General features: G+C 52.0%; 24 protein-coding genes. 22 read left to right on the top strand and 2 right to left on the bottom strand.

Features of this window, described 5'->3' with window-relative positions; translation table 11 throughout:
* Positions 1 to 4 precede the first annotated feature (4 nt).
* From yceD to M2403_RS02455, 22 genes are all read left to right on the top strand, one after another.
* Positions 5 to 529 (top strand): 23S rRNA accumulation protein YceD, encoded by a 525-nt coding sequence (gene yceD, locus M2403_RS02560; RefSeq protein ID WP_152325597.1) that lies wholly within the window; start codon positions 5 to 7, stop codon positions 527 to 529.
* A 12-nt stretch (positions 530 to 541) separates the two neighbouring features.
* Positions 542 to 709 (top strand): 50S ribosomal protein L32, encoded by a 168-nt coding sequence (gene rpmF / locus M2403_RS02555; RefSeq protein WP_013576249.1) that lies wholly within the window; start codon positions 542 to 544, stop codon positions 707 to 709.
* A 48-nt stretch (positions 710 to 757) separates the two neighbouring features.
* Positions 758 to 1792, top strand: coding sequence for a phosphate acyltransferase PlsX (gene plsX, locus M2403_RS02550; protein WP_259228513.1), 1035 nt, complete (start codon positions 758 to 760; stop codon positions 1790 to 1792).
* Positions 1793 to 1798: 6 nt separating this feature from the next.
* Entirely contained in the window at positions 1799 to 2752 is a 954-nt protein-coding gene (locus M2403_RS02545; RefSeq protein ID WP_259228512.1) for a beta-ketoacyl-ACP synthase III, read from the top strand.
* Between the two features lie 18 nt (positions 2753 to 2770).
* A complete protein-coding gene (gene fabD / locus M2403_RS02540) occupies positions 2771 to 3700 on the top strand; it encodes an ACP S-malonyltransferase (RefSeq protein WP_259228511.1) in 930 nt (309 codons plus the stop codon).
* 14 nt (positions 3701 to 3714) lie between these two features.
* On the top strand, positions 3715 to 4449 hold the full coding sequence (gene fabG / locus M2403_RS02535; RefSeq protein WP_013576245.1) for a 3-oxoacyl-ACP reductase FabG: 735 nt from the start codon (positions 3715 to 3717) through the stop codon (positions 4447 to 4449).
* Between the two features lie 153 nt (positions 4450 to 4602).
* Positions 4603 to 4839: an acyl carrier protein gene (gene acpP, locus M2403_RS02530; protein WP_015690190.1), complete on the top strand. Its 237-nt coding sequence runs from the start codon at positions 4603 to 4605 to the stop codon at positions 4837 to 4839.
* A 100-nt stretch (positions 4840 to 4939) separates the two neighbouring features.
* The gene (gene fabF / locus M2403_RS02525) at positions 4940 to 6181 is read left to right on the top strand and encodes a beta-ketoacyl-ACP synthase II (protein ID WP_152325601.1); all 1242 of its coding nucleotides are present in this window, start codon (positions 4940 to 4942) and stop codon (positions 6179 to 6181) included.
* Between the two features lie 219 nt (positions 6182 to 6400).
* A complete protein-coding gene (pabC, locus tag M2403_RS02520; RefSeq protein WP_152325602.1) occupies positions 6401 to 7198 on the top strand; it encodes an aminodeoxychorismate lyase in 798 nt (265 codons plus the stop codon).
* Positions 7199 to 7212: 14 nt separating this feature from the next.
* Positions 7213 to 8238 carry an endolytic transglycosylase MltG gene (gene mltG / locus M2403_RS02515; protein WP_152325603.1) on the top strand — a complete coding sequence of 342 codons (1026 nt, stop codon included), beginning with the start codon at positions 7213 to 7215 and terminating at the stop codon, positions 8236 to 8238.
* Entirely contained in the window at positions 8228 to 8878 is a 651-nt protein-coding gene (tmk, locus tag M2403_RS02510) for a dTMP kinase (RefSeq protein ID WP_152325604.1), read from the top strand. The genes mltG and tmk overlap by 11 nt, the downstream gene beginning before the upstream one ends.
* Complete coding sequence (holB, locus tag M2403_RS02505; RefSeq protein WP_259228510.1) at positions 8875 to 9894, top strand: DNA polymerase III subunit delta'; 1020 nt, start codon at positions 8875 to 8877, stop codon at positions 9892 to 9894. Before tmk ends, holB begins: the two co-directional genes overlap by 4 nt.
* 39 nt (positions 9895 to 9933) lie before the next feature.
* Positions 9934 to 10728 carry a metal-dependent hydrolase gene (locus tag M2403_RS02500; protein ID WP_165059624.1) on the top strand — a complete coding sequence of 265 codons (795 nt, stop codon included), beginning with the start codon at positions 9934 to 9936 and terminating at the stop codon, positions 10726 to 10728.
* Between the two features lie 338 nt (positions 10729 to 11066).
* Positions 11067 to 12500: a PTS glucose transporter subunit IIBC gene (ptsG, locus tag M2403_RS02495; RefSeq protein ID WP_095921346.1), complete on the top strand. Its 1434-nt coding sequence runs from the start codon at positions 11067 to 11069 to the stop codon at positions 12498 to 12500.
* 200 nt (positions 12501 to 12700) lie between these two features.
* The gene (gene hinT, locus M2403_RS02490) at positions 12701 to 13054 is read left to right on the top strand and encodes a purine nucleoside phosphoramidase (protein WP_152325607.1); all 354 of its coding nucleotides are present in this window, start codon (positions 12701 to 12703) and stop codon (positions 13052 to 13054) included.
* 8 nt (positions 13055 to 13062) lie between these two features.
* Positions 13063 to 13431 carry a YcfL family protein gene (locus tag M2403_RS02485; protein WP_165059627.1) on the top strand — a complete coding sequence of 123 codons (369 nt, stop codon included), beginning with the start codon at positions 13063 to 13065 and terminating at the stop codon, positions 13429 to 13431.
* A gap of 21 nt (positions 13432 to 13452) precedes the next feature.
* Positions 13453 to 14055 carry a penicillin-binding protein activator LpoB gene (lpoB, locus tag M2403_RS02480; protein ID WP_208950236.1) on the top strand — a complete coding sequence of 201 codons (603 nt, stop codon included), beginning with the start codon at positions 13453 to 13455 and terminating at the stop codon, positions 14053 to 14055.
* Entirely contained in the window at positions 14021 to 14923 is a 903-nt protein-coding gene (locus tag M2403_RS02475; protein ID WP_405047801.1) for a phosphotransferase, read from the top strand. Before lpoB ends, M2403_RS02475 begins: the two co-directional genes overlap by 35 nt.
* A gap of 44 nt (positions 14924 to 14967) precedes the next feature.
* Positions 14968 to 15996 (top strand): beta-N-acetylhexosaminidase, encoded by a 1029-nt coding sequence (gene nagZ, locus M2403_RS02470; RefSeq protein ID WP_208950253.1) that lies wholly within the window; start codon positions 14968 to 14970, stop codon positions 15994 to 15996.
* A gap of 51 nt (positions 15997 to 16047) precedes the next feature.
* Positions 16048 to 16590: an alpha/beta hydrolase YcfP gene (gene ycfP, locus M2403_RS02465; protein ID WP_152325611.1), complete on the top strand. Its 543-nt coding sequence runs from the start codon at positions 16048 to 16050 to the stop codon at positions 16588 to 16590.
* Between the two features lie 310 nt (positions 16591 to 16900).
* Positions 16901 to 18205 carry an NAD(P)/FAD-dependent oxidoreductase gene (locus M2403_RS02460; RefSeq protein WP_152325612.1) on the top strand — a complete coding sequence of 435 codons (1305 nt, stop codon included), beginning with the start codon at positions 16901 to 16903 and terminating at the stop codon, positions 18203 to 18205.
* Positions 18206 to 18545: 340 nt separating this feature from the next.
* The gene (locus M2403_RS02455) at positions 18546 to 19082 is read left to right on the top strand and encodes a glycine zipper 2TM domain-containing protein (protein ID WP_152325613.1); all 537 of its coding nucleotides are present in this window, start codon (positions 18546 to 18548) and stop codon (positions 19080 to 19082) included.
* Positions 19083 to 19155: 73 nt separating this feature from the next.
* Here M2403_RS02455 and M2403_RS02450 read toward each other — a convergent pair whose 3' ends face one another.
* Together M2403_RS02450 and M2403_RS02445 are read right to left on the bottom strand one after the other, a co-directional pair.
* Positions 19156 to 20139, bottom strand: coding sequence for an XdhC family protein (locus tag M2403_RS02450; protein ID WP_152325614.1), 984 nt, complete (start codon positions 20137 to 20139; stop codon positions 19156 to 19158).
* A complete protein-coding gene (locus M2403_RS02445) occupies positions 20126 to 20734 on the bottom strand; it encodes an NTP transferase domain-containing protein (protein WP_152325615.1) in 609 nt (202 codons plus the stop codon). The genes M2403_RS02450 and M2403_RS02445 overlap by 14 nt, the downstream gene beginning before the upstream one ends.
* Between the last annotated feature and the right edge of the window lie 145 nt (positions 20735 to 20879).

Below are 20879 nucleotides of genomic sequence, written 5' to 3'. Positions count from 1 at the left end.
CCCTATGCAAAAAGTAAAATTACCCCTGACCCTTGATGCGGTCCGCACTGCCCAGAAGCGTTTAGACTATACAGGTGTCTATACTGCAGATCAGGTTACGCGCGTTGCCCAATCAGTGGTCAGTGTGGATTCTGATATACAAACCTCATTGTCGTTTAATATCGACAATCAGCGTCTGGCGGTGATTACCGGCCACTCTGATGTTGCTGTAACTCTGGAATGCCAGAGATGCGGTAAGACGTTTGAACATCAGGTTCACACAACATATTGTTTTAGTCCTGTCCAAAATGATGAGCAGGCTGAGGCATTACCGGAAGCGTACGAGCCGATCGAAGTCGATGATTTTGGCGAAGTTGATTTGCTGGCAATGATTGAAGACGAAATTATTCTTTCTCTGCCTGTCGTTCCGGTACATGAATCTGAACACTGTGAAGTGTCCGACGCGGACATGGTGTTTGGTAAACTGCCTGCAGAGGCGGAGAAACCAAATCCATTTGCCGTATTAGCGAGTTTAAAGAAAAGTACTTAAGGAGTAAGGTCCATGGCCGTACAACAGAATAAACCAACCCGTTCTAAACGTGGCATGCGTCGCTCACATGACGCTCTGACCACTTCCACTCTGTCTGTGGACAAGACTTCTGGTGAAACTCACCTGCGTCACCACATCACTGCCGACGGTTTCTACCGCGGTCGCAAGGTAATCGGCTGATATTTGCCTGCAACTTATTCACGTGATAAGTGCTGGCAAGGCGATACCTTGACTCGTCTAACCCTCGCGTTAGATGTAATGGGCGGGGATTTCGGTCCTTCCGTCACAGTGCCTGCTTCATTGCAGGCACTGATTTCTAATTCTGAATTAGACCTTCTTCTGGTCGGTGATCCCGACGCAATCACACCTTTCTTAGCCAAAGCCGATCCTTCTTTAACAGAACGAATTCGGATAATTCCTGCTGAATCAGTGATAGCCAGCGATATGCGCGCATCGCAAGCTATACGTGCCAGTAAAGGAAGCTCAATGCGTGTGGCGTTGGAACTGATCAAGAGTGGTGACGCGCAGGCGTGCGTCAGTGCCGGGAATACCGGAGCGCTGATGGGATTAGCCAAACTGGTTGTAAAGCCTCTGGATGGCATTGAGCGCCCGGCGCTGATGAGTGTATTGCCCAATCAGCAGCGCAGTAAAACCGTGGTACTTGATCTGGGGGCCAACGTTGAGTGCGACAGCACAATGCTGGTCCAGTTTGCCGTTATGGGTGCAGTGATGGCCGAACAGGTGGTAGGTATTAATAACCCCCGTGTTGCCTTGCTGAATATCGGTGAAGAGGAAAGTAAAGGGCTGGATAACATCCGTGAAGCCGCTGCCATTTTAAAAAATACCGCACTAATCAACTATATCGGCTATCTTGAAGGCAATGACCTTCTGACCGGTAAGACAGATGTGATGGTGTGTGACGGCTTCGTCGGGAATGTTACGCTCAAGACCATGGAAGGTGTAATAAGGATGTTTTTGTCACTGTTAAAATCCTCCGGTGAGGGTGGCAAGAAGGCCTGGTGGTTGAAATGGTTGGGACGGATAGTTCAGAAGAAGTTGCTAAAGCGTTTTAGCCACCTCAACCCCGACCAGTATAATGGCGCATGTTTGTTAGGATTACGGGGCATCGTTATTAAAAGCCACGGCGGAGCAAACCAGCGTGCGTTTGCTGTTGCTATCGAACAGGCTGTGCAGGCGGTGCAGCGGCAGGTCCCTCAGCGGATTGCCGCGCGCCTTGAAGCTGTATTACCCAAGAGTGACTGATCGTACATGTATACAAAAATTCTCGGTACGGGGAGCTATTTGCCCGTGCAAGTTCGGACTAATGCCGACTTAGAAAAAATGGTGGATACCTCCGACGAGTGGATTGTCACCCGCACAGGTATTCGTGAACGTCGTATCGCTGCACCGGATGAGACTGTGGCCACAATGGGCCTGCACGCAGCAGAGAAAGCACTTGAAATGGCCGGCGTTAGCGCAAGCGACGTGGGTCTGATCATTGTTGCAACAACCTCATCTTCACATGCATTCCCGAGTTCAGCCTGCCAGGTGCAGAATATGCTGGGCATCAAGGATTCTGCAGCTTTCGATTTGGCCGCCGCTTGTGCAGGTTTCACCTACGCACTAAGCGTTGCCGATCAATACATTAAAAACGGTGCCGTGAAATATGCGCTGGTGATCGGCTCTGACGTGTTGTCCCGTAAACTCGATCCTGCAGATCGCGGTACGGTGATCCTCTTTGGCGATGGTGCTGGCGCCGTACTGCTGGGGGCATCCGAAGAGCAGGGCATTATTTCCACGCACATGCATGCAGATGGTCATTACGGCAACCTGCTGACGCTGGCTTACCCAAGTCAGTCTGAGCCGGAAAAACCTGCTTATGTCACCATGGCCGGTAATGAAGTCTTCAAAGTGGCTGTGACTGAACTGGCGCACATTGTGGATGAAACCCTGACGGCAAATAATCTTGACCGTACTGCACTTGACTGGCTGGTTCCGCATCAGGCGAATCTGCGTATTATCAGTGCGACAGCGAAAAAGCTGGGTATGGGAATGGACAAAGTCGTGGTTACGCTCGATCGTCATGGCAATACTTCTGCGGCTTCTGTGCCAGCAGCATTTGACGAAGCTGTGCGTGACGGCAGAATTCAGCGCGGGCAGTTAGTGCTGCTCGAAGCATTTGGCGGTGGCTTTACCTGGGGCTCGGCGCTGGTACGTTTCTGATTTAACAGGAAGATAAAAATGACAAAAATTGCAGTTGTTTTCCCTGGTCAGGGTTCTCAGACGCTCGGTATGCTGGCTGATTTAGCCGCTGCACATCCGGTGGTTGAAGAAACATTTGCCGAAGCTTCTTCGGCGCTGGGGTATGATTTATGGCAGTTGGTGCAGCAGGGGCCAGCTGAAGAATTGAATAAAACCTGGCAGACACAGCCTGCCTTGCTGGCAGCGTCCGTCGCTATCTGGCGTGTCTGGCAGCAGCAGAACGGCACTCAGCCTGTTCTGATGGCCGGCCACAGCCTGGGCGAATACTCAGCGCTTGTTTGCGCGGGTGTGCTGGATTTCAAACAGGCTATTTCCCTAGTTGAACTGCGTGGCAAACTGATGCAGGAAGCCGTACCTGCGGGTACCGGCGCAATGTACGCCATTATCGGTCTGGACAACGATGCAATCGCTAAAGCGTGTGAAGAATCTGCGCAAGGCCAGGTTGTTTCGCCGGTAAACTTTAACTCACCGGGTCAGGTCGTTATTGCCGGTAACAAAGAAGCCGTTGAGCGTGCCGGTGCTGCTTGTAAAGCCGCAGGCGCAAAACGTGCTCTGCCGCTGCCTGTCAGCGTGCCTTCACACTGCGCATTAATGAAGCCTGCTGCTGATAAACTCGCCGTTGCGCTGGAAAATGTTACTTTCAATGCGCCACAATATTCCGTTGTGAACAACGTAGACGTGAAAGTTGAAACGTCTCCGGAAGCGATCAGCAGTGCGCTGGTTCGTCAGTTATACAGCCCGGTTCGCTGGACTGAATCTGTCGAATTTATGGCAGCACAAGGCGTTGAACAGTTATTAGAAGTGGGGCCGGGTAAAGTTCTGACCGGTCTGACTAAACGTATTGTAGACACCCTGACGGCCGCCGCGGTAAACGACACGGCAAGCCTGACAGCGGCGCTTGAGCAGTAATTAAGAGGATGAGTATGAGCTTCGAAGGCAAAATTGCACTGGTAACGGGTGCGAGCCGTGGCATTGGTCGCGCAATCGCTGAAAAGCTGGTTGCTGGCGGCGCAAAAGTGATCGGCACCGCGACCAGCGAAAAAGGCGCTGAAGCAATCGGCGAATATTTAGGCGAAAACGGCAAAGGTATTATGCTCAATGTGGTTGATTCTGCATCTATTGAGCAAGTATTGGCGACGATTCGAGCTGAATTTGGCGAAATTGATATTTTAGTTAATAATGCCGGCATTACCCGTGATAACCTTCTCATGCGAATGAAGGATGATGAGTGGCAGGATATTCTGGACACGAATCTGACTTCAGTGTTTCGGCTGTCAAAAGCTGTCATGCGGGCTATGATGAAGAAACGGTGTGGACGGATTATTACAATTGGTTCCGTTGTTGGCACCATGGGTAACGCAGGGCAGGCGAACTACGCGGCGGCTAAAGCTGGCTTGATTGGTTTTAGTAAGTCTTTGGCACGTGAAGTCGCTTCACGTGGCATTACTGTCAACGTCGTCGCTCCCGGCTTTATTGAGACGGATATGACAAGGGCGTTGACAGATGATCAACGCGCAGGCATTTTGTCATCAGTTCCAGCCAACCGGTTGGGCGATGCCAAAGAAATTGCCAGCGCCGTTGCTTTTTTAGCCTCTGACGAGGCCAGCTACATCACGGGTGAAACATTACATGTCAATGGCGGCATGTACATGATTTAAAAATTACGAAATTATTTGCGTTTTTTGCGGTAAAAACCGCAAAATAGAGCAAATTCGTGGTTTGACCAGCCTGGATTTAGTTGCATCTTTTTCAACATTTTATACACTACGAAAACCATCGCGAAAGCGAGTTTTGATAGGAAATTTAAGAGTATGAGCACTATCGAAGAACGCGTTAAGAAAATCATCGTTGAACAGCTGGGTGTTAAACAGGAAGAAGTAGTGAATGCTGCATCTTTCGTAGACGACCTTGGCGCTGATTCTCTCGACACCGTTGAGCTGGTTATGGCTCTGGAAGAAGAGTTTGATACCGAGATCCCTGACGAAGAAGCTGAAAAAATCACTACTGTTCAGGCAGCTATTGATTTTATCAACGCTAGCCAACAGTAAGCGTACATGCTTTAAGTTTAGATAGTTAGGCGGTCATTTGACCGCCTAAGTTTTTTATATCCCACGGTATAACTACTTTTTCCCTCCCTGGAGGACACACGTGTCTAAGCGTCGAGTTGTAGTGACTGGACTGGGCATGCTGTCTCCTGTCGGCAATACTGTAGAGTCCACTTGGAACGCTCTCCTTGCCGGTCAGAGTGGCATTAGCCTAATCGACCATTTTGATACTAGTGCCTATGCAACGCGTTTTGCTGGCTTAGTTAAAGATTTTAACTGTGAAGACTTCATCTCCCGCAAAGATGCACGCAAGATGGACGCCTTTATACAGTATGGTATTACTGCCGGTATTCAGGCGATGCAAGACTCCGGGCTTGAAGTAAATGCTGAGAATGCAACGCGTATTGGTGCGGCGATTGGTTCTGGTATTGGCGGTCTTGGTCTGATTGAAGAAAACCATTCCTCATTGGTTAACGGCGGACCTCGTAAAATTAGTCCTTTCTTCGTTCCCTCAACCATCGTTAACATGATTGCCGGTCATCTGAGCATTATGTTTGGGTTGCGTGGGCCGAGTATTTCTATTGCTACAGCCTGTACTTCAGGGGTGCACAATATTGGTCATGCAGCACGTATCATTGCTTATAACGATGCAGATGTGATGCTGGCTGGCGGCGCAGAGAAAGCCAGTACGCCTCTGGGTGTCGGTGGTTTCGGTGCTGCACGCGCGTTATCCACACGTAACGATAATCCTCAGGCGGCAAGCCGTCCGTGGGATAAAGATCGTGATGGTTTCGTCCTCGGCGATGGCGCAGGTATTATGGTGCTGGAAGAGTACGAACACGCCCGCAAACGCGGTGCAAAAATTTATGCTGAGATTGTTGGTTTCGGCATGAGCAGCGATGCATTCCATATGACTTCACCGCCGGAAGATGGCGCGGGTGCAGCGCTGGCTATGGAAAATGCACTTCGCGATGCGGGTATTTCTGCTTCAGAAATTGGTTATATCAACGCGCACGGAACATCTACCGCTGCTGGCGATAAAGCTGAAGCGCAGGCAGTTAAGTCTGTCTTTGGCGCAGATGCGAAGAAAGTGCTGGTCAGCTCGACCAAATCCATGACCGGACATCTACTGGGCGCGGCTGGCGCAGTGGAATCTATCTTTACTTTGCTTGCTTTACGCGATCAGGCCGTTCCACCGACCATCAATCTGGATAATCCGGATGAAGGTTGCGACCTGGACTTTGTGGCGCATGAAGCGCGTCAGGTAAAAGCGCTGAATTACTCACTGTGCAATTCGTTCGGGTTTGGCGGTACCAACGGTTCGCTGGTATTCCGCAAGATCTGAATCCGGTAAAAACCTGTCCGTCTGAAAAAGGCCCGTTATTGGGCCTTTTTGCTGTCTGTATAAAAGGTCCGGTTTGTGCCAAACGGCAGTTCAACAAAGTGCGTGTTCCAGCCCTCTGCCTGGCCCGGTACGATAAAGTAGGAATGCTCCACTTGATGCAGCTGGGCCGCTCGCGCAGGCTCTTCTGTCAGAGAATATTAACGCCCGGAGGAAGTAACCATGTGGATTAACGGTGTGGCGCAAGCTGCATTGCCGGCAGGAGATCGTTCGGTGCAATTTGGCGATGGCTGTTTTACGACGGCCAGAGTGATGAACGGAGAAATCCAGTTTCTGGATGCCCATCTGCAACGTTTGCAGCGTGCGGTTGCCGTATTACGAATTGAGGGCGTGGACTGGCAGGCGCTGGAGCGCGAAATTGTTGGGGCCGCGCAGTCTGAGCAAGAAGGGGTAGTGAAAGCCATTTTGACGCGCGGGCAGGGCGGGCGTGGTTACAGCACTGCCGGATGCAGCGGCCCGACCCGTATTGTGTCGGTATCGGCTTATCCGGCGCAGTATCACAAATGGCGCGAGCGCGGCGTGAAACTTGCGTTAAACCCGGTGATGCTGAGCAAAAATCCCCTGCTGGCAGGAATTAAACATCTCAACCGTCTTGAGCAGATCATGATCCGCATGCATCTTGACCAGACAGACGCCAATGAGGCGCTGGTGGTTGACACCTCAGGTTGCCTGGTGGAATGCTGTGCGGCCAATTTATTCTGGCGCAAAGGAAATCAGGTCTTTACGCCGGATTTATCGCAGTCTGGCGTCGACGGGATTATGCGTCAGCATCTTATCCGCGTGATTGAATCAGCCTCTCCCTGGGTTTTACATCAGGTCTGTGAAACGCCCGAAACGCTATCGGATGCTGACGAAATCCTGATTTGTAATGCACTGATGCCCATTTTACCGGTGACAGAAGCCTGTGACCGTCATTATACCGGGCGGCACTTGTACAATTTCCTGCACCAGAGCTTTTAAAAAGTGAATAAACAATGACGAACAAAAAAACGAAATTTTTCGCCCTGATTGTCCTGATCCTGCTTGGACTGGCGGCGTTGAGTTACCATAAAGTGAAGCAGTTCGCCGACCGCCCGATCAACGTCAGCAGCGAAACCATTTTCACCCTGCCAGCCGGTACGGGACGTGTGGCGCTGGAAACACTGCTCATTGATAAAAAACTGATTAAATCAAGTCACTGGTTCCCGTGGTTATTACGTCTTGAGCCTGAACTGAGCGAGTTCAAAGCGGGGACGTATCGTCTCGAGAAGGGAATGACCGTTCGGCAGATGCTGGAATTACTGAAAAGTGGCAAAGAAGCGCAGTTCAGCATCCGCTTTGTAGAAGGTTTCAAACTGAGTGACTGGATGAAAGTGCTGGAGAAGTCGGAATATCTGAAGCATGAGCTGAACGGCAAGAGTGGCGAAGAGATTGCGGCGGCATTAGGTATTACCGACACTAAAAATGCTGAAGGCTGGCTCTATCCCGATACTTATCATTACACCGCCGGGATGACCGACATTTCGCTGCTCAAACGTGCGCATGTGAGGATGGAAAAAACCGTTGCCGACATCTGGAAAGGGCGCGCGGACTCACTGCCGTATAAAACGCCCGCCGATATGGTGACGATGGCGTCGATTATCGAAAAAGAAACCGCTGTAAAAGATGAACGCCCGGAAGTGGCTTCTGTCTTTATTAACCGTCTTCGTATCGGCATGCGTCTGCAAACTGATCCGACGGTCATCTACGGTATGGGCGAAAAATACACCGGTAATATCACCAAAAAAGATTTGGAAACGCCGACGCCTTACAATACTTACGTCATTACCGGTTTGCCGCCATCGCCAATCGCGATGCCGAGCGAAGCTTCGCTCCAGGCTGCGGCACATCCTGCAAAAACCCCTTATCTTTATTTTGTCGCTGACGGCAAAGGCGGGCATACTTTCAGCACTAACCTTGAGAACCATAACAAGGCGGTTCGTGTGTATATAGAGGCTCTTAAGAATAAGAATGAAAAGTAACTTCATTGTGATTGAAGGCCTTGAAGGGGCGGGAAAAACCACCGCTCATAACGTGGTGGTGGATGCATTGCGCCAGCACGGTGTGGAAGAAATTGTGTTTACCCGCGAGCCTGGCGGTACACCGCTGGCGGAGAAATTGCGCGATTTATTCAAGCGCGGCGTCGGGGGTGAAAAGCCGACAGTGAAAGCTGAAGTGCTGATGCTTTATGCCGCACGCGTCCAGCTGGTTGAAACGGTAATCTTGCCTGCTCTGGCGCGTGGTGCCTGGGTTGTCGGCGATCGGCATGATCTTTCGTCGCAAGCCTACCAGGGCGGCGGACGCGGTATTGATGCAAAACTGATGAGTTCATTACGCGACACCGTGCTGGGTGATTTCCGTCCTGATCTCACGCTTTATCTCGATCTGCCACCGGCTATTGGCCTGCAACGCGCCCGAGCGCGCGGTGAGCTGGATCGTATCGAACAGGAAGCGCTGCCATTTTTTGAGCGTACGCGTGCGCGTTACCTTGAACTTGCCGCCGCCGACAGACGCATCAAAACCATTGATGCGTCGCAGACCATTGAACAGGTTAAAGCTTCCATCGAACTGACGCTGAAAAACTGGTTCGACGAACAGGCAGCAAAAGGCCTGATGTCATGAGCTGGTATCCGTGGCTCAGCGGCCCTTACCGCCAGTTAATCGGGCAATATCAGACCGGGCGTGGTCATCATTCTCTGCTGATGCACGTTGCGGCGGGAATGGGCGATGACGCACTGGTCTATGGTCTGAGCCGCTGGTTGCTTTGCCAGCATAAAGAGGGGGAAAAGAGTTGCGGTAAATGCCACAGCTGCCAGCTGATGATCGCCGGAAACCATCCTGACTGGCATACCTTGCTGCCTGAAAAAGGCAAAAATTCGCTGGGCATCGACCCGGTTCGTCAGCTCATTGAAACGCTCTACAATTACTCGCAGCAGGGTGGTGCGAAAGTTGTGTGGATCCCGCAGATGGAATTGCTGACGGAAGCCGCGGCCAACGCCTTGCTCAAAACGCTGGAAGAGCCGCCTTCCGGGACTTATTTCCTGCTGGGCTGCCGTGAGCCTTCTGCGCTGCTGGCAACTATCCGCAGCCGCTGTTTCTACTGGCATCTGCCGGTGCCGGAAGAGGCGTTATCCGTACAGTGGATCAATCGCCAGCTCAGCGCGGATTCGGTGGCAATTAAGACCGCATTGCGGTTGGCTAATGGCGCGCCGCTTTCTGCGCTGGAATTATTACAGCCGGAGCGCTGGAAACAACGTGTGGCGCTGTGCCAGCAGCTTTATTCCCAATGCCAGCAGCAGGATATGCTCTCGTTGCTGCCGCAATTGAATCATGACGACGCCGCTGACCGGCTGTACTGGCTGGCAACGCTGTTGCTTGATGCCATCAAATGGCAACAACAGGCCGGGCATTTCATCATTAATCACGATCAGCAGCCCCTGGTAAGCTTGCTTGCCAGTACGCAATCCAATGCTTCGTTGCAACAATCCGTCAGCGCGTGGATGCACTGCCGCCAGCAGTTACTTTCCATCGTGGGCGTGAATCGCGAACTGCTGCTGACCGAGCAATTGCTGGAATGGGAGCAAATGTTGCGCGGCTCCGTTCCTTCCTCATTTTTCAGTTCGTCACTGACACGCTGAAACCGAATTATCATCAACAGACCGTAACGAGTTAATACTATGTTTTTAGTCGATTCCCACTGCCATCTCGACAGCCTGGATTACAACGAGCTGCACTCCGGCGTTGATAACGTGCTGGAAAAAGCCCGCGAGCGTGATGTGAAATTTATGCTGGCCGTTGCGACCACATTACCAGGATATGAGGCCATGGCGCAGTTAATTGGCGATCGTCCTGAAGTGGCTTTTTCCTGCGGCGTACATCCTCTGAACATTGATGACGGCTACGATTTTGCCGAGCTGCGCCGTCTCGCCGCCAGCCCGAAAGTGGTGGCGATGGGTGAAACCGGCCTGGATTATTTTTATCAGAAAGAAGCACATCAGCTGAAACTGCAACAAGATTCCTTCCGCGAGCACATCCGCACTGGCCGCGAGCTGAACAAACCGGTGATCGTCCATACACGCGATGCGCGTCAGGATACGCTCGATATTCTGAAAGAAGAGAAAGCTGGCGAATGCGGTGGCGTTCTGCACTGCTTCACCGAAGATATTCCGACCGCAGAATTCCTGTTAGATCTCGGTTTCTACATCTCTTTTTCCGGCATTCTGACTTTCCGAAATGCTGAATCCTTACGCGAAGTCGCCCGTTATGTGCCATTAGATCGTCTTTTGGTAGAGACCGATTCTCCGTATCTGGCACCGGTTCCGCATCGTGGTAAAGAAAACCAGCCTGCCTACGTGCGCGATGTGGCCGATTACATGGCTGTTTTGAAAGGCGTCAGCGTCGAACAGCTGGCTGAAGTGACAACAGCAAACTTTTCACGATTATTTCACATCGATGCATCCTCTCTCACCTAAGCTTTCGCTAAGTCATATATTCCAGATTTATTTTTCATCTCGTAATTAATCGCCATATTGAGGTATCTTGGCACCGTTTTTCACGGTGCCAGGGCCGCGTTTTTCGGATTTTGTGTGGGTAAGTGCGGGTTTTTAATACGCTCTTACTGCATTTTTCAGAAAAACGTGACTGCCATCAAACATTAACAAAGGGAATTATTTTACCCTGCGTAAAAATTAAAAGGGGTGCTTAGACACCCGACTGCAAAAGGCTTTCAGAGCCTTTGCAAAGCGGTTTGCCACTAAGCGAAATCGCATGAAGTATCAAAAAGCATCATTACTCAGGAGCACACTCAATTATGTTTAAGAACGCGTTTGCAAACCTTCAAAAGGTCGGTAAATCGCTAATGCTGCCAGTTTCCGTACTCCCAATCGCAGGTATCCTGCTGGGCGTCGGTTCTGCAAACTTTAGCTGGCTGCCAATGATCGTTTCCCATGTTATGGCCGAAGCCGGTGGTTCAGTCTTCGCTAACATGCCTCTGATTTTCGCTATTGGTGTAGCGTTAGGCTTTACCAATAACGACGGTGTATCTGCACTGGCATCGGTTGTTGCGTACGGCATCATGGTGAAAACCATGGCGGTTGTCGCACCTCTGGTTCTGCATTTGCCGGCTGAAGAAATCGCAGCTAAGCATTTGGCGGATACCGGCGTACTGGGCGGTATCATCTCCGGTGCGATCGCGGCATACATGTTCAATCGTTTCTATCGCATCAAGCTGCCTGAATATCTGGGCTTCTTCGCGGGTAAACGTTTTGTTCCGATCATTTCTGGTCTGGCTGCCATCATTCTGGGTGTAGTTCTGTCCTTCATCTGGCCGCCAATCGGTACAGGTATCCAGACCTTCTCACAATGGGCTGCTTATCAGAACCCGGTTGTTGCGTTCGGTATCTACGGTGTGGTTGAACGTGCGCTGGTTCCGTTTGGTCTGCACCACATCTGGAACGTTCCATTCCAGATGCAAATCGGTGAGTATGTGAACTCTGCCGGTCAGGTCTTCCACGGCGATATCCCACGTTACATGGCGGGTGACCCAACGGCAGGCAAACTGTCAGGCGGCTTCCTGTTCAAAATGTACGGTCTGCCAGCAGCGGCTGTTGCTATCTGGCACTCAGCGAAACCTGAGAACCGTGCCAAAGTCGGCGGCATCATGATCTCCGCTGCTCTGACCGCGTTCCTGACCGGTATTACCGAGCCAATCGAATTCTCCTTCATGTTCGTGGCGCCGATCCTGTATGTGATCCACGCGATTCTGGCCGGTCTGGCATTCCCAATTTGTATCCTGTTGGGCATGCGTGACGGTACCAGCTTCTCCCACGGTCTGATCGACTTCATCGTACTGAGCGGCAACAGCAGCAAAATCTGGCTGTTCCCAATTGTTGGTGCGGTGTATGCGGTGATTTACTACAGCATCTTCCGATTCCTGATTGCTAAACTGGATCTGAAAACTCCTGGCCGTGAAGACGCTACCAGCGAAACTTCTGCTCAGGGTGGTTCTGAAATGTCAGCATCTCTGGTTCAGGCTTTCGGCGGTAAAGAAAACATCACTAACCTCGATGCCTGTATCACGCGTCTGCGCGTCAGCGTAGCCGACGTCTCTAAAGTGGATCAGGCGGGCCTGAAAAAACTGGGTGCGGCAGGTGTGGTTGTGGCAGGTTCTGGTGTTCAGGCAATTTTCGGCACCAAGTCCGATAACCTGAAAACAGACATGGACGAGTACATGCGTAACCATTAATGGTGAACGTTGTCTGGTTCTGAGAAAGGAGGCTCCGGCCTCCTTTTTTCATGCCTGCGGTTTGTGGATAAAGACAGCGCCGCCTTCGGGTGGCGTTTTCTGCGTCAATTAAGCATCAAAAAGTGTAATCAGGTTGAAAGGAATGGAAATTCTAACCCATACTGCGTACAACGCTTTTTACTTTGTTAAGGACAGTTAAGATGGCCGAAGAGACAATTTTCAGCAAAATTATTCGCCGTGAAATCCCTGCCGATGTGGTTTACCAGGATGAATTAGTCACGGCGTTCCGCGATATTTCTCCCCAGGCGCCAAGCCATATTCTGATTATCCCGAATGTCCTGATCCCCACGATGAACGATGTTGATGCCAGTCATGAAGCCGCTCTCGGGCGCATGATGACTGTCGCGGCGAAAATCGCCGAACAGGAAGGGATTGCTGAAAGCGGCTACCGTCTGATCGTCAACTGTAACCGTGACGCAGGGCAGGAGGTTTATCATATCCACATGCATCTGGTCGGTGGCCGGGCGCTCGGTCCATTGTTGTCACGTCAGTAAGGGTAAACATGCGTTTATTGATGGCGTTATTGCCGGTCGTTTTGCTGATAGGTTGTAGCAGCAAGCCGGGCATTGCACTGAACAATCAGCAACGGGTGGTGATGGAATCTCCCGTGCTGACGGCAGGGATCATCCCGGGTTCGCCATCCGTGTCTGACTCCGGCGGGCAGAAAAAAGCCACCAGTACGCTGGATAATAACCAGCCACATCCTGTCACACTGCATTACCGGTTCTATTGGTATGATAAACAGGGGCTGGATTTATTGCCGATCGCGGAATCCCGCACTGTCACTGTTCCTGCGAACAGCAGTGTGGAAATCAGTTCGACCAATGGCAATCTTGATGCGCACAGTGTGCGTTTGTACCTTTATCTCTAAATTCCCGTACGGAGAAGGTTGATGAAAAAGTATTTTCTCATTGTGGCGATGGCCGCACTGATCCTGGGCGGTTGTACTCTGCCAAACCAACAACAAACGCAGCCACAGCAGCCTGAACAACCTCAGCAGCCGCAACAACCCCTGCCGCCGGTCAATCCGCCGGTTCCTGAGCAGCCGCAGATTCAGCCGGTTCCGCAGCCGCCGAAACTGGCCAGCATTGACTGGACCTCCACCGTTGAGCCGATGCTGGCGAAAATGCTCAAAGCCAATGGCGTTCAGGCTGGCAGCGTGCTGCTGGTGGATGGCGTGAAAAACAGTACCAATGGCACACTGCAAACCTCCAAAGCGACCGATGCTTTACGCAGTGCGCTGGCTAATAACACAACGTTCCAGCTGGTGCCTGCGGATCAACTGGCTTCCGCCAAGCAGTCTCTCGGCTTATCGCCGGATGACAGCCTGTCGTCTGTGAGCAAAGCCATAGGGCTGGCCAACATCGTAAAAGCGCAGTACGTGCTTTACAGCACGGTGAGCGGCGATGTGAAAGCGCCGACAATGTCGATGCGTTTACTGACAGCGCCGAGCGGCGAAATTGTCTGGTCAGGTCGCGGTGCGGTTCAAAATTAAGGCTGAACTCAGCCCTGAAAATCAGCTACAGCAACTGATTGAGCAACATTATCCGGCGGTGAAAACCGCCGGTTTTCATTTATCACCCGTGGCCGGTCTGACGGGCGAAAGCTGGAAAATTACTTCTCCGGCAGGCGATATGCTGGCGCGTCATCAGTCAGGTGAACGCCGGAACGCCGGTGTGGAAAGACAGCGTGAACATGCCATTTTGCGGCATATTGCGCGGCAGACTTTGGGGCCTTGTGTCAGACTCAGTTCACCGCCGTGGTTACTGGTGGAATGGATTGCAGGTGCGCCGCTCAGTGAGGCGGCGTTTGTCTCCGCACAGGGGCAGAAACCCGTCAGCCAGAGCCTGGCAAAACTGCACCGGCTGGCATGTTCCGGTTATCCGCTGGATTTACGCCGTCAGTTTGCCCGTTACTGGCAACATGTTGACCGGCGCAGGCTCACGCCGCGCTGGCTGGCGTTACACCAGAAAATGATACGACGCAAATTGCCCGTGCCACTGAAAATGGCACTTCTTCATATGGATATCCACGCGGGAAACCTGCTGGAGACGGATAAGGGTATGCGGATCATTGACTGGGAATATGCCGCCGACGGCGATATCGCGCTCGAATTTGCGGCGCTGTTTCGCGGCAATGATTTAGATCCGCTTCAGCAGGACGGGTTTCTTCGTGGATATGCTGAGGCGGGCGGTTATCAGGATCTCCCGCTTTTCCGCCATCAGATTAAACGCTGGCTGCCGTGGGTGGATTATCTGATGCTGCTGTGGTTTGAAGTCCGCTGGGCGCAAACCGCTGATAAGAAATACAGTGAATGGGCGCAGCCGCTGCGGGTGAGGCTGTTTGGCCGCGTCCATGGTTAACATGTGAAAACTTAAAAGGAGCGTCCATTTTGCTGGGACCTGTAATGCTGGATGTGGCTGGCTACGAGCTGGATGCCGAAGAACGTGAAATTTTGCAGCATCCGCTGGTGGGCGGACTGATTTTATTCACCCGAAACTATCATGATGTTGATCAGCTGCATGAACTGATCCGTCAGATCCGCACCACGTCTCACGACCGGCTGGTGCTCGCGGTGGATCAGGAAGGCGGACGCGTGCAGCGCTTTCGTGAAGGCTTTACCCGTCTGCCAGCCGCGCAGTCTTTTGCTGCGCTGAATGCGCCGCATGAAGCGAAGCGCCTGGCACAGGAGGGCGGCTGGCTGATGGCGTCAGAAATGATTACCATGGATATCGACATCAGCTTTGCGCCGGTTCTGGATATCGGGCATATCAGCGCTGCCATTGGTGAGCGTTCGTTTAACGCCGAACCGCAGAAAGCGCTGGAGATGGCGGAACAGTTCATTCTCGGTATGCATGCAGCAGGGATGAAAACTACCGGTAAGCATTTTCCGGGACACGGCGCGGTCAGTGCGGATTCCCACAAAGAAACTCCGAGAGACGACCGTCCGCTGGACGTTATCCGCGAGCACGACATGGCAATTTTCCGCCAGCTGAATGCGCGTAAATTGCTCGATGCCGTCATGCCGGCGCATGTGATTTACACCCAGGCAGATCCACGCCCGGCCAGCGGTTCGCCATACTGGCTTCAGGACATTCTGCGCAAAGAGCTGAACTTCAACGGCGTGATTTTCTCCGATGATATTTCGATGGAAGGGGCTGCGATTATGGGCAGCTATCCGGAACGTGCTCAGGCCTCTCTGGATGCCGGTTGCGATATGATCCTGGCCTGCAATAACCGTCAGGGCGCGGTAAGCGTGCTGGATAACCTGTCTCCGGTCAAAGCTGAGCGTGTTGCGCAGTTGTATCATCGCGGACTGTACAGTGGAAAACAGGCCCGTCAGGACCTGCAAAATTCCAGTCGCTGGAAAGACGCAAACCGTGAACTGACCGCGCTCGACGCACGCTGGCAGGAACATAAAGAAACTGCCCGGTAACGTTTTTAGACCGCGTGAGGGTTTCAACGCACATTCAGGATGAGGTAAACGATGATTATCTATTTGCATGGCTTCGATTCAACCAGTCCCGGTAACCACGAGAAAGTGTTGCAGTTGCAGTTTATTGATCCCGACGTCCGTTTCATCAGTTACAGCACGCTGCACCCGCGTCATGACATGCAACATTTGCTGAAAGAGGTCGATAAAGTGCTGCATGAAACCACCGACAAACTGCCGCTGATCTGCGGAGTAGGGCTCGGCGGATTCTGGGCTGAACGCATCGGTTTTCTGTGCGGCATCCGTCAGGTGATGTTCAACCCGAACTTATCGCCCCAGGATAATATGGCCGGTAAAATTGACCGTCCCGAAGAATACGAAGATATCGCCACGAAATGCATCAGTGATTTTCGCGAGAAAAACCGCGACCGTTGTCTGGTGATTTTATCGCGCGAAGACGGCGTGCTCGACAGCAAGAAAACCGCTGAAAAGCTTCATCATTACTATCCTGTTGAATGGGACGAACATCAGACCCATAAATTCAAGGATATCTCGACCCATCTGCAACGTATCAAAGCCTTTAAAAATATCATTTGATTAACATTTACCGCTGAAAACCACTGCCATTGTGCGGTGGTTTTTTATGTCTGAATCTCCCGCCAAAACGTTTTTTTCCCGCACGCCGTGTCCTAACTCCCTGATTTAAAGAAGTCAAAATACATGCCATTTCACTAAGTCAAATTATTCAAATGAATTTAAATTGACCTATATCAATTTTGGTATGACCAAATCACCACGCATGATATCCTCCGTGTCAGATACCGATTTAACTTAAGCAACCCTATGTAATATAAGGATAAAATTTTTACTCTTATATAACAATTGGTTCACATTTGAGGGGGTCATTTTGACATCACCAATGAAGAAAATTGTGATTATCGGCGGTGGCGCCGGCGGTCTGGAACTGGCTACCAGCCTGGGCCATAAACTTGGCCGCAAGAAAAAAGCGGAAATCATTCTGGTCGATCGTAACCACAGCCATTTATGGAAACCGCTGTTGCACGAAGTGGCAACCGGCAGCCTGGATGACGGCGTGGACGCGCTGAGCTATCTGGCGCATGCCCGCAACCACGGTTTCACTTTCCAGATTGGCTCGCTGACCGATATCGATCGCGAAAATCAGACCATTAAACTGGCTGAAATCCGTGACGAAAGCGGCGAAGTTCTGGTGCCCGTTCGCGACATCGCGTACGACACACTGGTTATGGCGCTGGGCAGTACGTCGAACGACTTCGGTACGCCGGGCGTGAAAGACAACTGCATTTTCCTGGACAACCCGCATCAGGCACACCGTTTCCATAACGAAATGCTGAACCTGTTCCTTAAATTCTCTGCAAGCGATGACAAGCAGAAAAAAGTGAATATCGCGATTGTGGGCGGCGGTGCGACCGGCGTTGAGCTGTCTGCCGAGCTGCATAATGCGGTGAAACAGCTGCACAGCTACGGTTTTGAAGGGCTGGACAGCGATGCGCTGAACGTCACGCTGGTGGAAGCGGGTGAGCGTATTTTGCCTGCGTTGCCTCCGCGTATTTCCGGGGCTGCGCATCAGGAACTGACCAAGCTGGGCGTTCGTGTGCTCACGCAAACCATGGTGACCAGCGCCGATAAAAATGGCCTGAACACCAAGTCAGGCGAATTCATTGATGCTGACCTGATGGTCTGGGCTGCCGGAATCAAAGCACCTGATTTCATGAAAGATATCGCAGGCCTGGAAACTAACCGTATCAACCAGTTAGTGGTCGAGCCTACGCTGCAAACCACGCGTGATCCGAACATTTATGCGATCGGCGACTGTGCATCCTGCCCGCAGCCGTCCGGCGGCTTTGTGCCACCGCGTGCTCAGTCAGCGCACCAGATGGCGTCCCGCTGCTTCGCCAATATCATGGCGCAGCGCAAAGGGCAGAGCCTGAAACCTTACGTTTATAAAGATCACGGCTCATTGGTTTCCCTTTCACGCTTCAGTACTGTCGGCAGCCTGATGGGGAATCTGATGCGCGGATCCATGATGATTGAAGGGCGTATGGCGCGTCTGGTTTATGTTTCCCTGTACCGCATGCACCAGATTGCGCTGCACGGTTACATTAAAACCGGCCTGATGATGCTGGTCGGCGGGATCAACCGTGTGATCCGTCCGCGCCTGAAACTGCACTGATACTGAACAGCCGGCTTTTTTTCTGAGCGGGCTGAATCGTTTCATACCTAAAAGCCTGTTTCTTACAGGCTTTTTTCATTTTTCACATTCTCCACACGAAAAGCATAAGATTCTGCTTTTTTACTTTGTCAGCTAAGAATTCTCTGAAACACCCCGTTACACCCGTCATTCCTCTCACTTACAGAGTTCGTCTTATTGTTCACTGACATTTCCTTGTGCAGACTTAACAATAAGTTTACAGAAGGCGATTCACGCACGCCGCTCCTCAGATGTGTTGCTGTCCACTGAGGTGTCCCCGAAACCGGGACAATTGCGTGGTAACATTTTCGGAGGAAGTTCTGTGAACAAGTCAATGTTAGCTGGGGTCGGTATTGGTGTGGCTGCGGCGTTGGGCATTGCTGGCGTTGCGAGCATGAACGTTTTTTCATCGGGTCCGGAGTACGCGCAGGTAGTCAGCGCGACGCCGATCAAAGAGACCACCAAAACCCCGCGTCAGGAATGCCGCAACGTGACGGTGACTCATCGTCGTCCTGTACAGGATGAACATCAGATCACCGGTTCCGTGCTGGGTGCCGTTGCCGGTGGCGTACTGGGACACCAGTTTGGCGGTGGCCGCGGACGTGATGTTGCGACGGTAGCCGGTGCGCTGGGTGGCGGTTACGCCGGTAACCGTGTGCAGAGCAGCATGCAGGAAAATGATACGTACACGACTCAGCAGCAGCGCTGTAAAACCGTGTACGACAAAGAGGACAAAACGCTCGGGTATGATGTGACCTACAAAATAGGCGATCAGCAAGGGAAAGTTCGTATGGACCACGATCCGGGCACTCAAATTCCGCTGGATAAAAGCGGTCAGCTGCAGCTTACCCGTTCGTAATTCCCCGGTAAGCCGGATAAAAAAGCCTGAGGTTTTCCTCAGGCTTTTTTGTGTAATGGAATCAGCCCTGGTTTCAGGCTGCGGCGTTTTCCTGCGCTATTCCGTTCTTGTGTTTCACAATGTCAGCCATCACCGCCAGCGCGATTTCTGCCGGCGTTTTGCTGCCAATCGGTAATCCAACCGGGGCGTGCAGGCGGGAAAAATCTTCTGTCGTAAAATCCGCGATGGTTTGCAGACGCTCACGGCGGCGTGCGCTGTTACGCTGCGACCCCATCGCACCAATGTAAAATGCCGGTGTATTGACCGCTTCCATCAGGGTCAGATCATCCATTCTCGGGTCATGAGTCAGTGCGACAATGGCGGTATTTGCGTGACAACTGTTCTCTTCGAGATATCTGGCAGGAAATTGTTTTTCCAGCCGGATATCCGCTTTCAGCACCGGCAGAAAGTTTTCCAGCACGTCCTCGCGGCATTCACACACCACTACTTCAAATCCCAGCGCGCAGGCAAAATCAGCGCAATACAGTGCGACACTCGACAATCCGGCAATCAGCAGACGCGGCGGGGCGGCCAGATGCAGGGTAATGCAATCGTCGTTACGCATCACCTGAGTCGCATTATGATAATTTGTCAGTTCCAGATGGTCGCAGGCTGCGGGCAGGGTAAGTGACTTGGTGAGCGCGTAATGCCCGGCCAGCGCCATCCCCATTCTTTGCAGATAATCCATATTGTTTTGTGTCGCCGGTAAATACTCGATCAGCACATCCAGCGAACCGCCGCACGGCAGGGCAATATTCGGCGTCAGACCGCCTTCTCCGTAACGCACAATCTGACTGGCCTGCTGATATTCACCCGCAGCAATGCGTTGCAGAAAATCCTCTTCCACACAGCCGCCGGAAAGCGAACCACAAAAATGACCGCTGGCATTGGCCACCATCAACGCGCCAGGCGCACGCGGGGAAGAACCGTAAGTGGTCAGCACGGTACACAGCCAGACCGGATGGTGTGCCAGCCAGTCGCTGGCCTGTGCAATGACCTGATTATCAAGATGTTGCATACATATTTCCGTTCGAAACGCGCGCTGAAAGTTGGGAAGGCAGATCGATATCGCGGATCACCGCAGGATTATTGAAATCTACGCGCAGAATTTCATGACTGTAGATCAGTTCCCGCGCGCCCTGGTCGCCGCGCAATTGCAGCAACTTTTCCCTGAGCGGGCAGGCAAATCCTACCGGATGCCCCGGTGCGTTTTGCCAGTAAGGGCGAACAACCAAAGCGCTGCGCAAGGTATCAGCCACGGCGATAAAAATATCCGGTGTCACAAAAGGCATGTCCGCAAGATGAATTAACCATCCGTCCCAGTCCGGCGTATCCCGCACGCCAGCGGCAATGGATTCACCGGTTCCGCCCGTTTCGGCCAGCGTCACCGGCACCTTCGCGCGTGCGCAACTGTCCTGAACCGGCACATTATCCGGACGGGTAACGACGTGAACCCGCAGTCCGCTGGCTATGGTCTGCGCCAGCGTAGCGTCGAAAACCGTGACAGAGTTTTCTGCTGTTTTAGCCATTACCGCATTGAGTTTATTGCCCGTGCCGCCCGCTGCGATAAACCGGTTTCCTGAACCCGCTGCGAGAAGAAGAATGCCTGCCATTTTGCGTCTGTCCCTTTTGTACATTGTTTGCGCAACATAAATAATTATCCCATCTTTTTGCGCAAGTTTGTGAACGAAATATTAAAAATGTGTATTCGATCATTACTTAATTCGAACTGAAAACCTATAATCGCCCGCGATAAGC

It is taken from the genome of Rahnella sp. BIGb0603 (assembly GCF_024808755.1).
Taxonomy (GTDB): Bacteria; Pseudomonadota; Gammaproteobacteria; order Enterobacterales; family Enterobacteriaceae; genus Rahnella; species Rahnella contaminans.
Note: the sequence above shows the minus strand (reverse complement) of the source record. Positions and strands in the feature narration are given on the sequence as shown.

Excerpts from the sequence above, each read along its gene's own strand:
- yceD (WP_152325597.1), top strand. The coding sequence starts at position 5 with ATGCAAAAAGTAAAATTACCCCTGACCCTTGATGCGGTCCGCACTGCC.
- rpmF (WP_013576249.1), top strand. The coding sequence starts at position 542 with ATGGCCGTACAACAGAATAAACCAACCCGTTCTAAACGTGGCATGCGT.
- M2403_RS02545 (WP_259228512.1), top strand. The coding sequence starts at position 1,799 with ATGTATACAAAAATTCTCGGTACGGGGAGCTATTTGCCCGTGCAAGTT.
- fabD (WP_259228511.1), top strand. The coding sequence starts at position 2,771 with ATGACAAAAATTGCAGTTGTTTTCCCTGGTCAGGGTTCTCAGACGCTC.
- fabG (WP_013576245.1), top strand. The coding sequence starts at position 3,715 with ATGAGCTTCGAAGGCAAAATTGCACTGGTAACGGGTGCGAGCCGTGGC.
- acpP (WP_015690190.1), top strand. The coding sequence starts at position 4,603 with ATGAGCACTATCGAAGAACGCGTTAAGAAAATCATCGTTGAACAGCTG.
- pabC (WP_152325602.1), top strand. The coding sequence starts at position 6,401 with ATGTGGATTAACGGTGTGGCGCAAGCTGCATTGCCGGCAGGAGATCGT.
- mltG (WP_152325603.1), top strand. The coding sequence starts at position 7,213 with ATGACGAACAAAAAAACGAAATTTTTCGCCCTGATTGTCCTGATCCTG.
- tmk (WP_152325604.1), top strand. The coding sequence starts at position 8,228 with ATGAAAAGTAACTTCATTGTGATTGAAGGCCTTGAAGGGGCGGGAAAA.
- holB (WP_259228510.1), top strand. The coding sequence starts at position 8,875 with ATGAGCTGGTATCCGTGGCTCAGCGGCCCTTACCGCCAGTTAATCGGG.
- M2403_RS02500 (WP_165059624.1), top strand. The coding sequence starts at position 9,934 with ATGTTTTTAGTCGATTCCCACTGCCATCTCGACAGCCTGGATTACAAC.
- ptsG (WP_095921346.1), top strand. The coding sequence starts at position 11,067 with ATGTTTAAGAACGCGTTTGCAAACCTTCAAAAGGTCGGTAAATCGCTA.
- hinT (WP_152325607.1), top strand. The coding sequence starts at position 12,701 with ATGGCCGAAGAGACAATTTTCAGCAAAATTATTCGCCGTGAAATCCCT.
- M2403_RS02485 (WP_165059627.1), top strand. The coding sequence starts at position 13,063 with ATGCGTTTATTGATGGCGTTATTGCCGGTCGTTTTGCTGATAGGTTGT.
- lpoB (WP_208950236.1), top strand. The coding sequence starts at position 13,453 with ATGAAAAAGTATTTTCTCATTGTGGCGATGGCCGCACTGATCCTGGGC.
- nagZ (WP_208950253.1), top strand. The coding sequence starts at position 14,968 with ATGCTGGATGTGGCTGGCTACGAGCTGGATGCCGAAGAACGTGAAATT.
- ycfP (WP_152325611.1), top strand. The coding sequence starts at position 16,048 with ATGATTATCTATTTGCATGGCTTCGATTCAACCAGTCCCGGTAACCAC.
- M2403_RS02450 (WP_152325614.1), bottom strand. The coding sequence starts at position 20,139 with ATGCAACATCTTGATAATCAGGTCATTGCACAGGCCAGCGACTGGCTG.
- M2403_RS02445 (WP_152325615.1), bottom strand. The coding sequence starts at position 20,734 with ATGGCAGGCATTCTTCTTCTCGCAGCGGGTTCAGGAAACCGGTTTATC.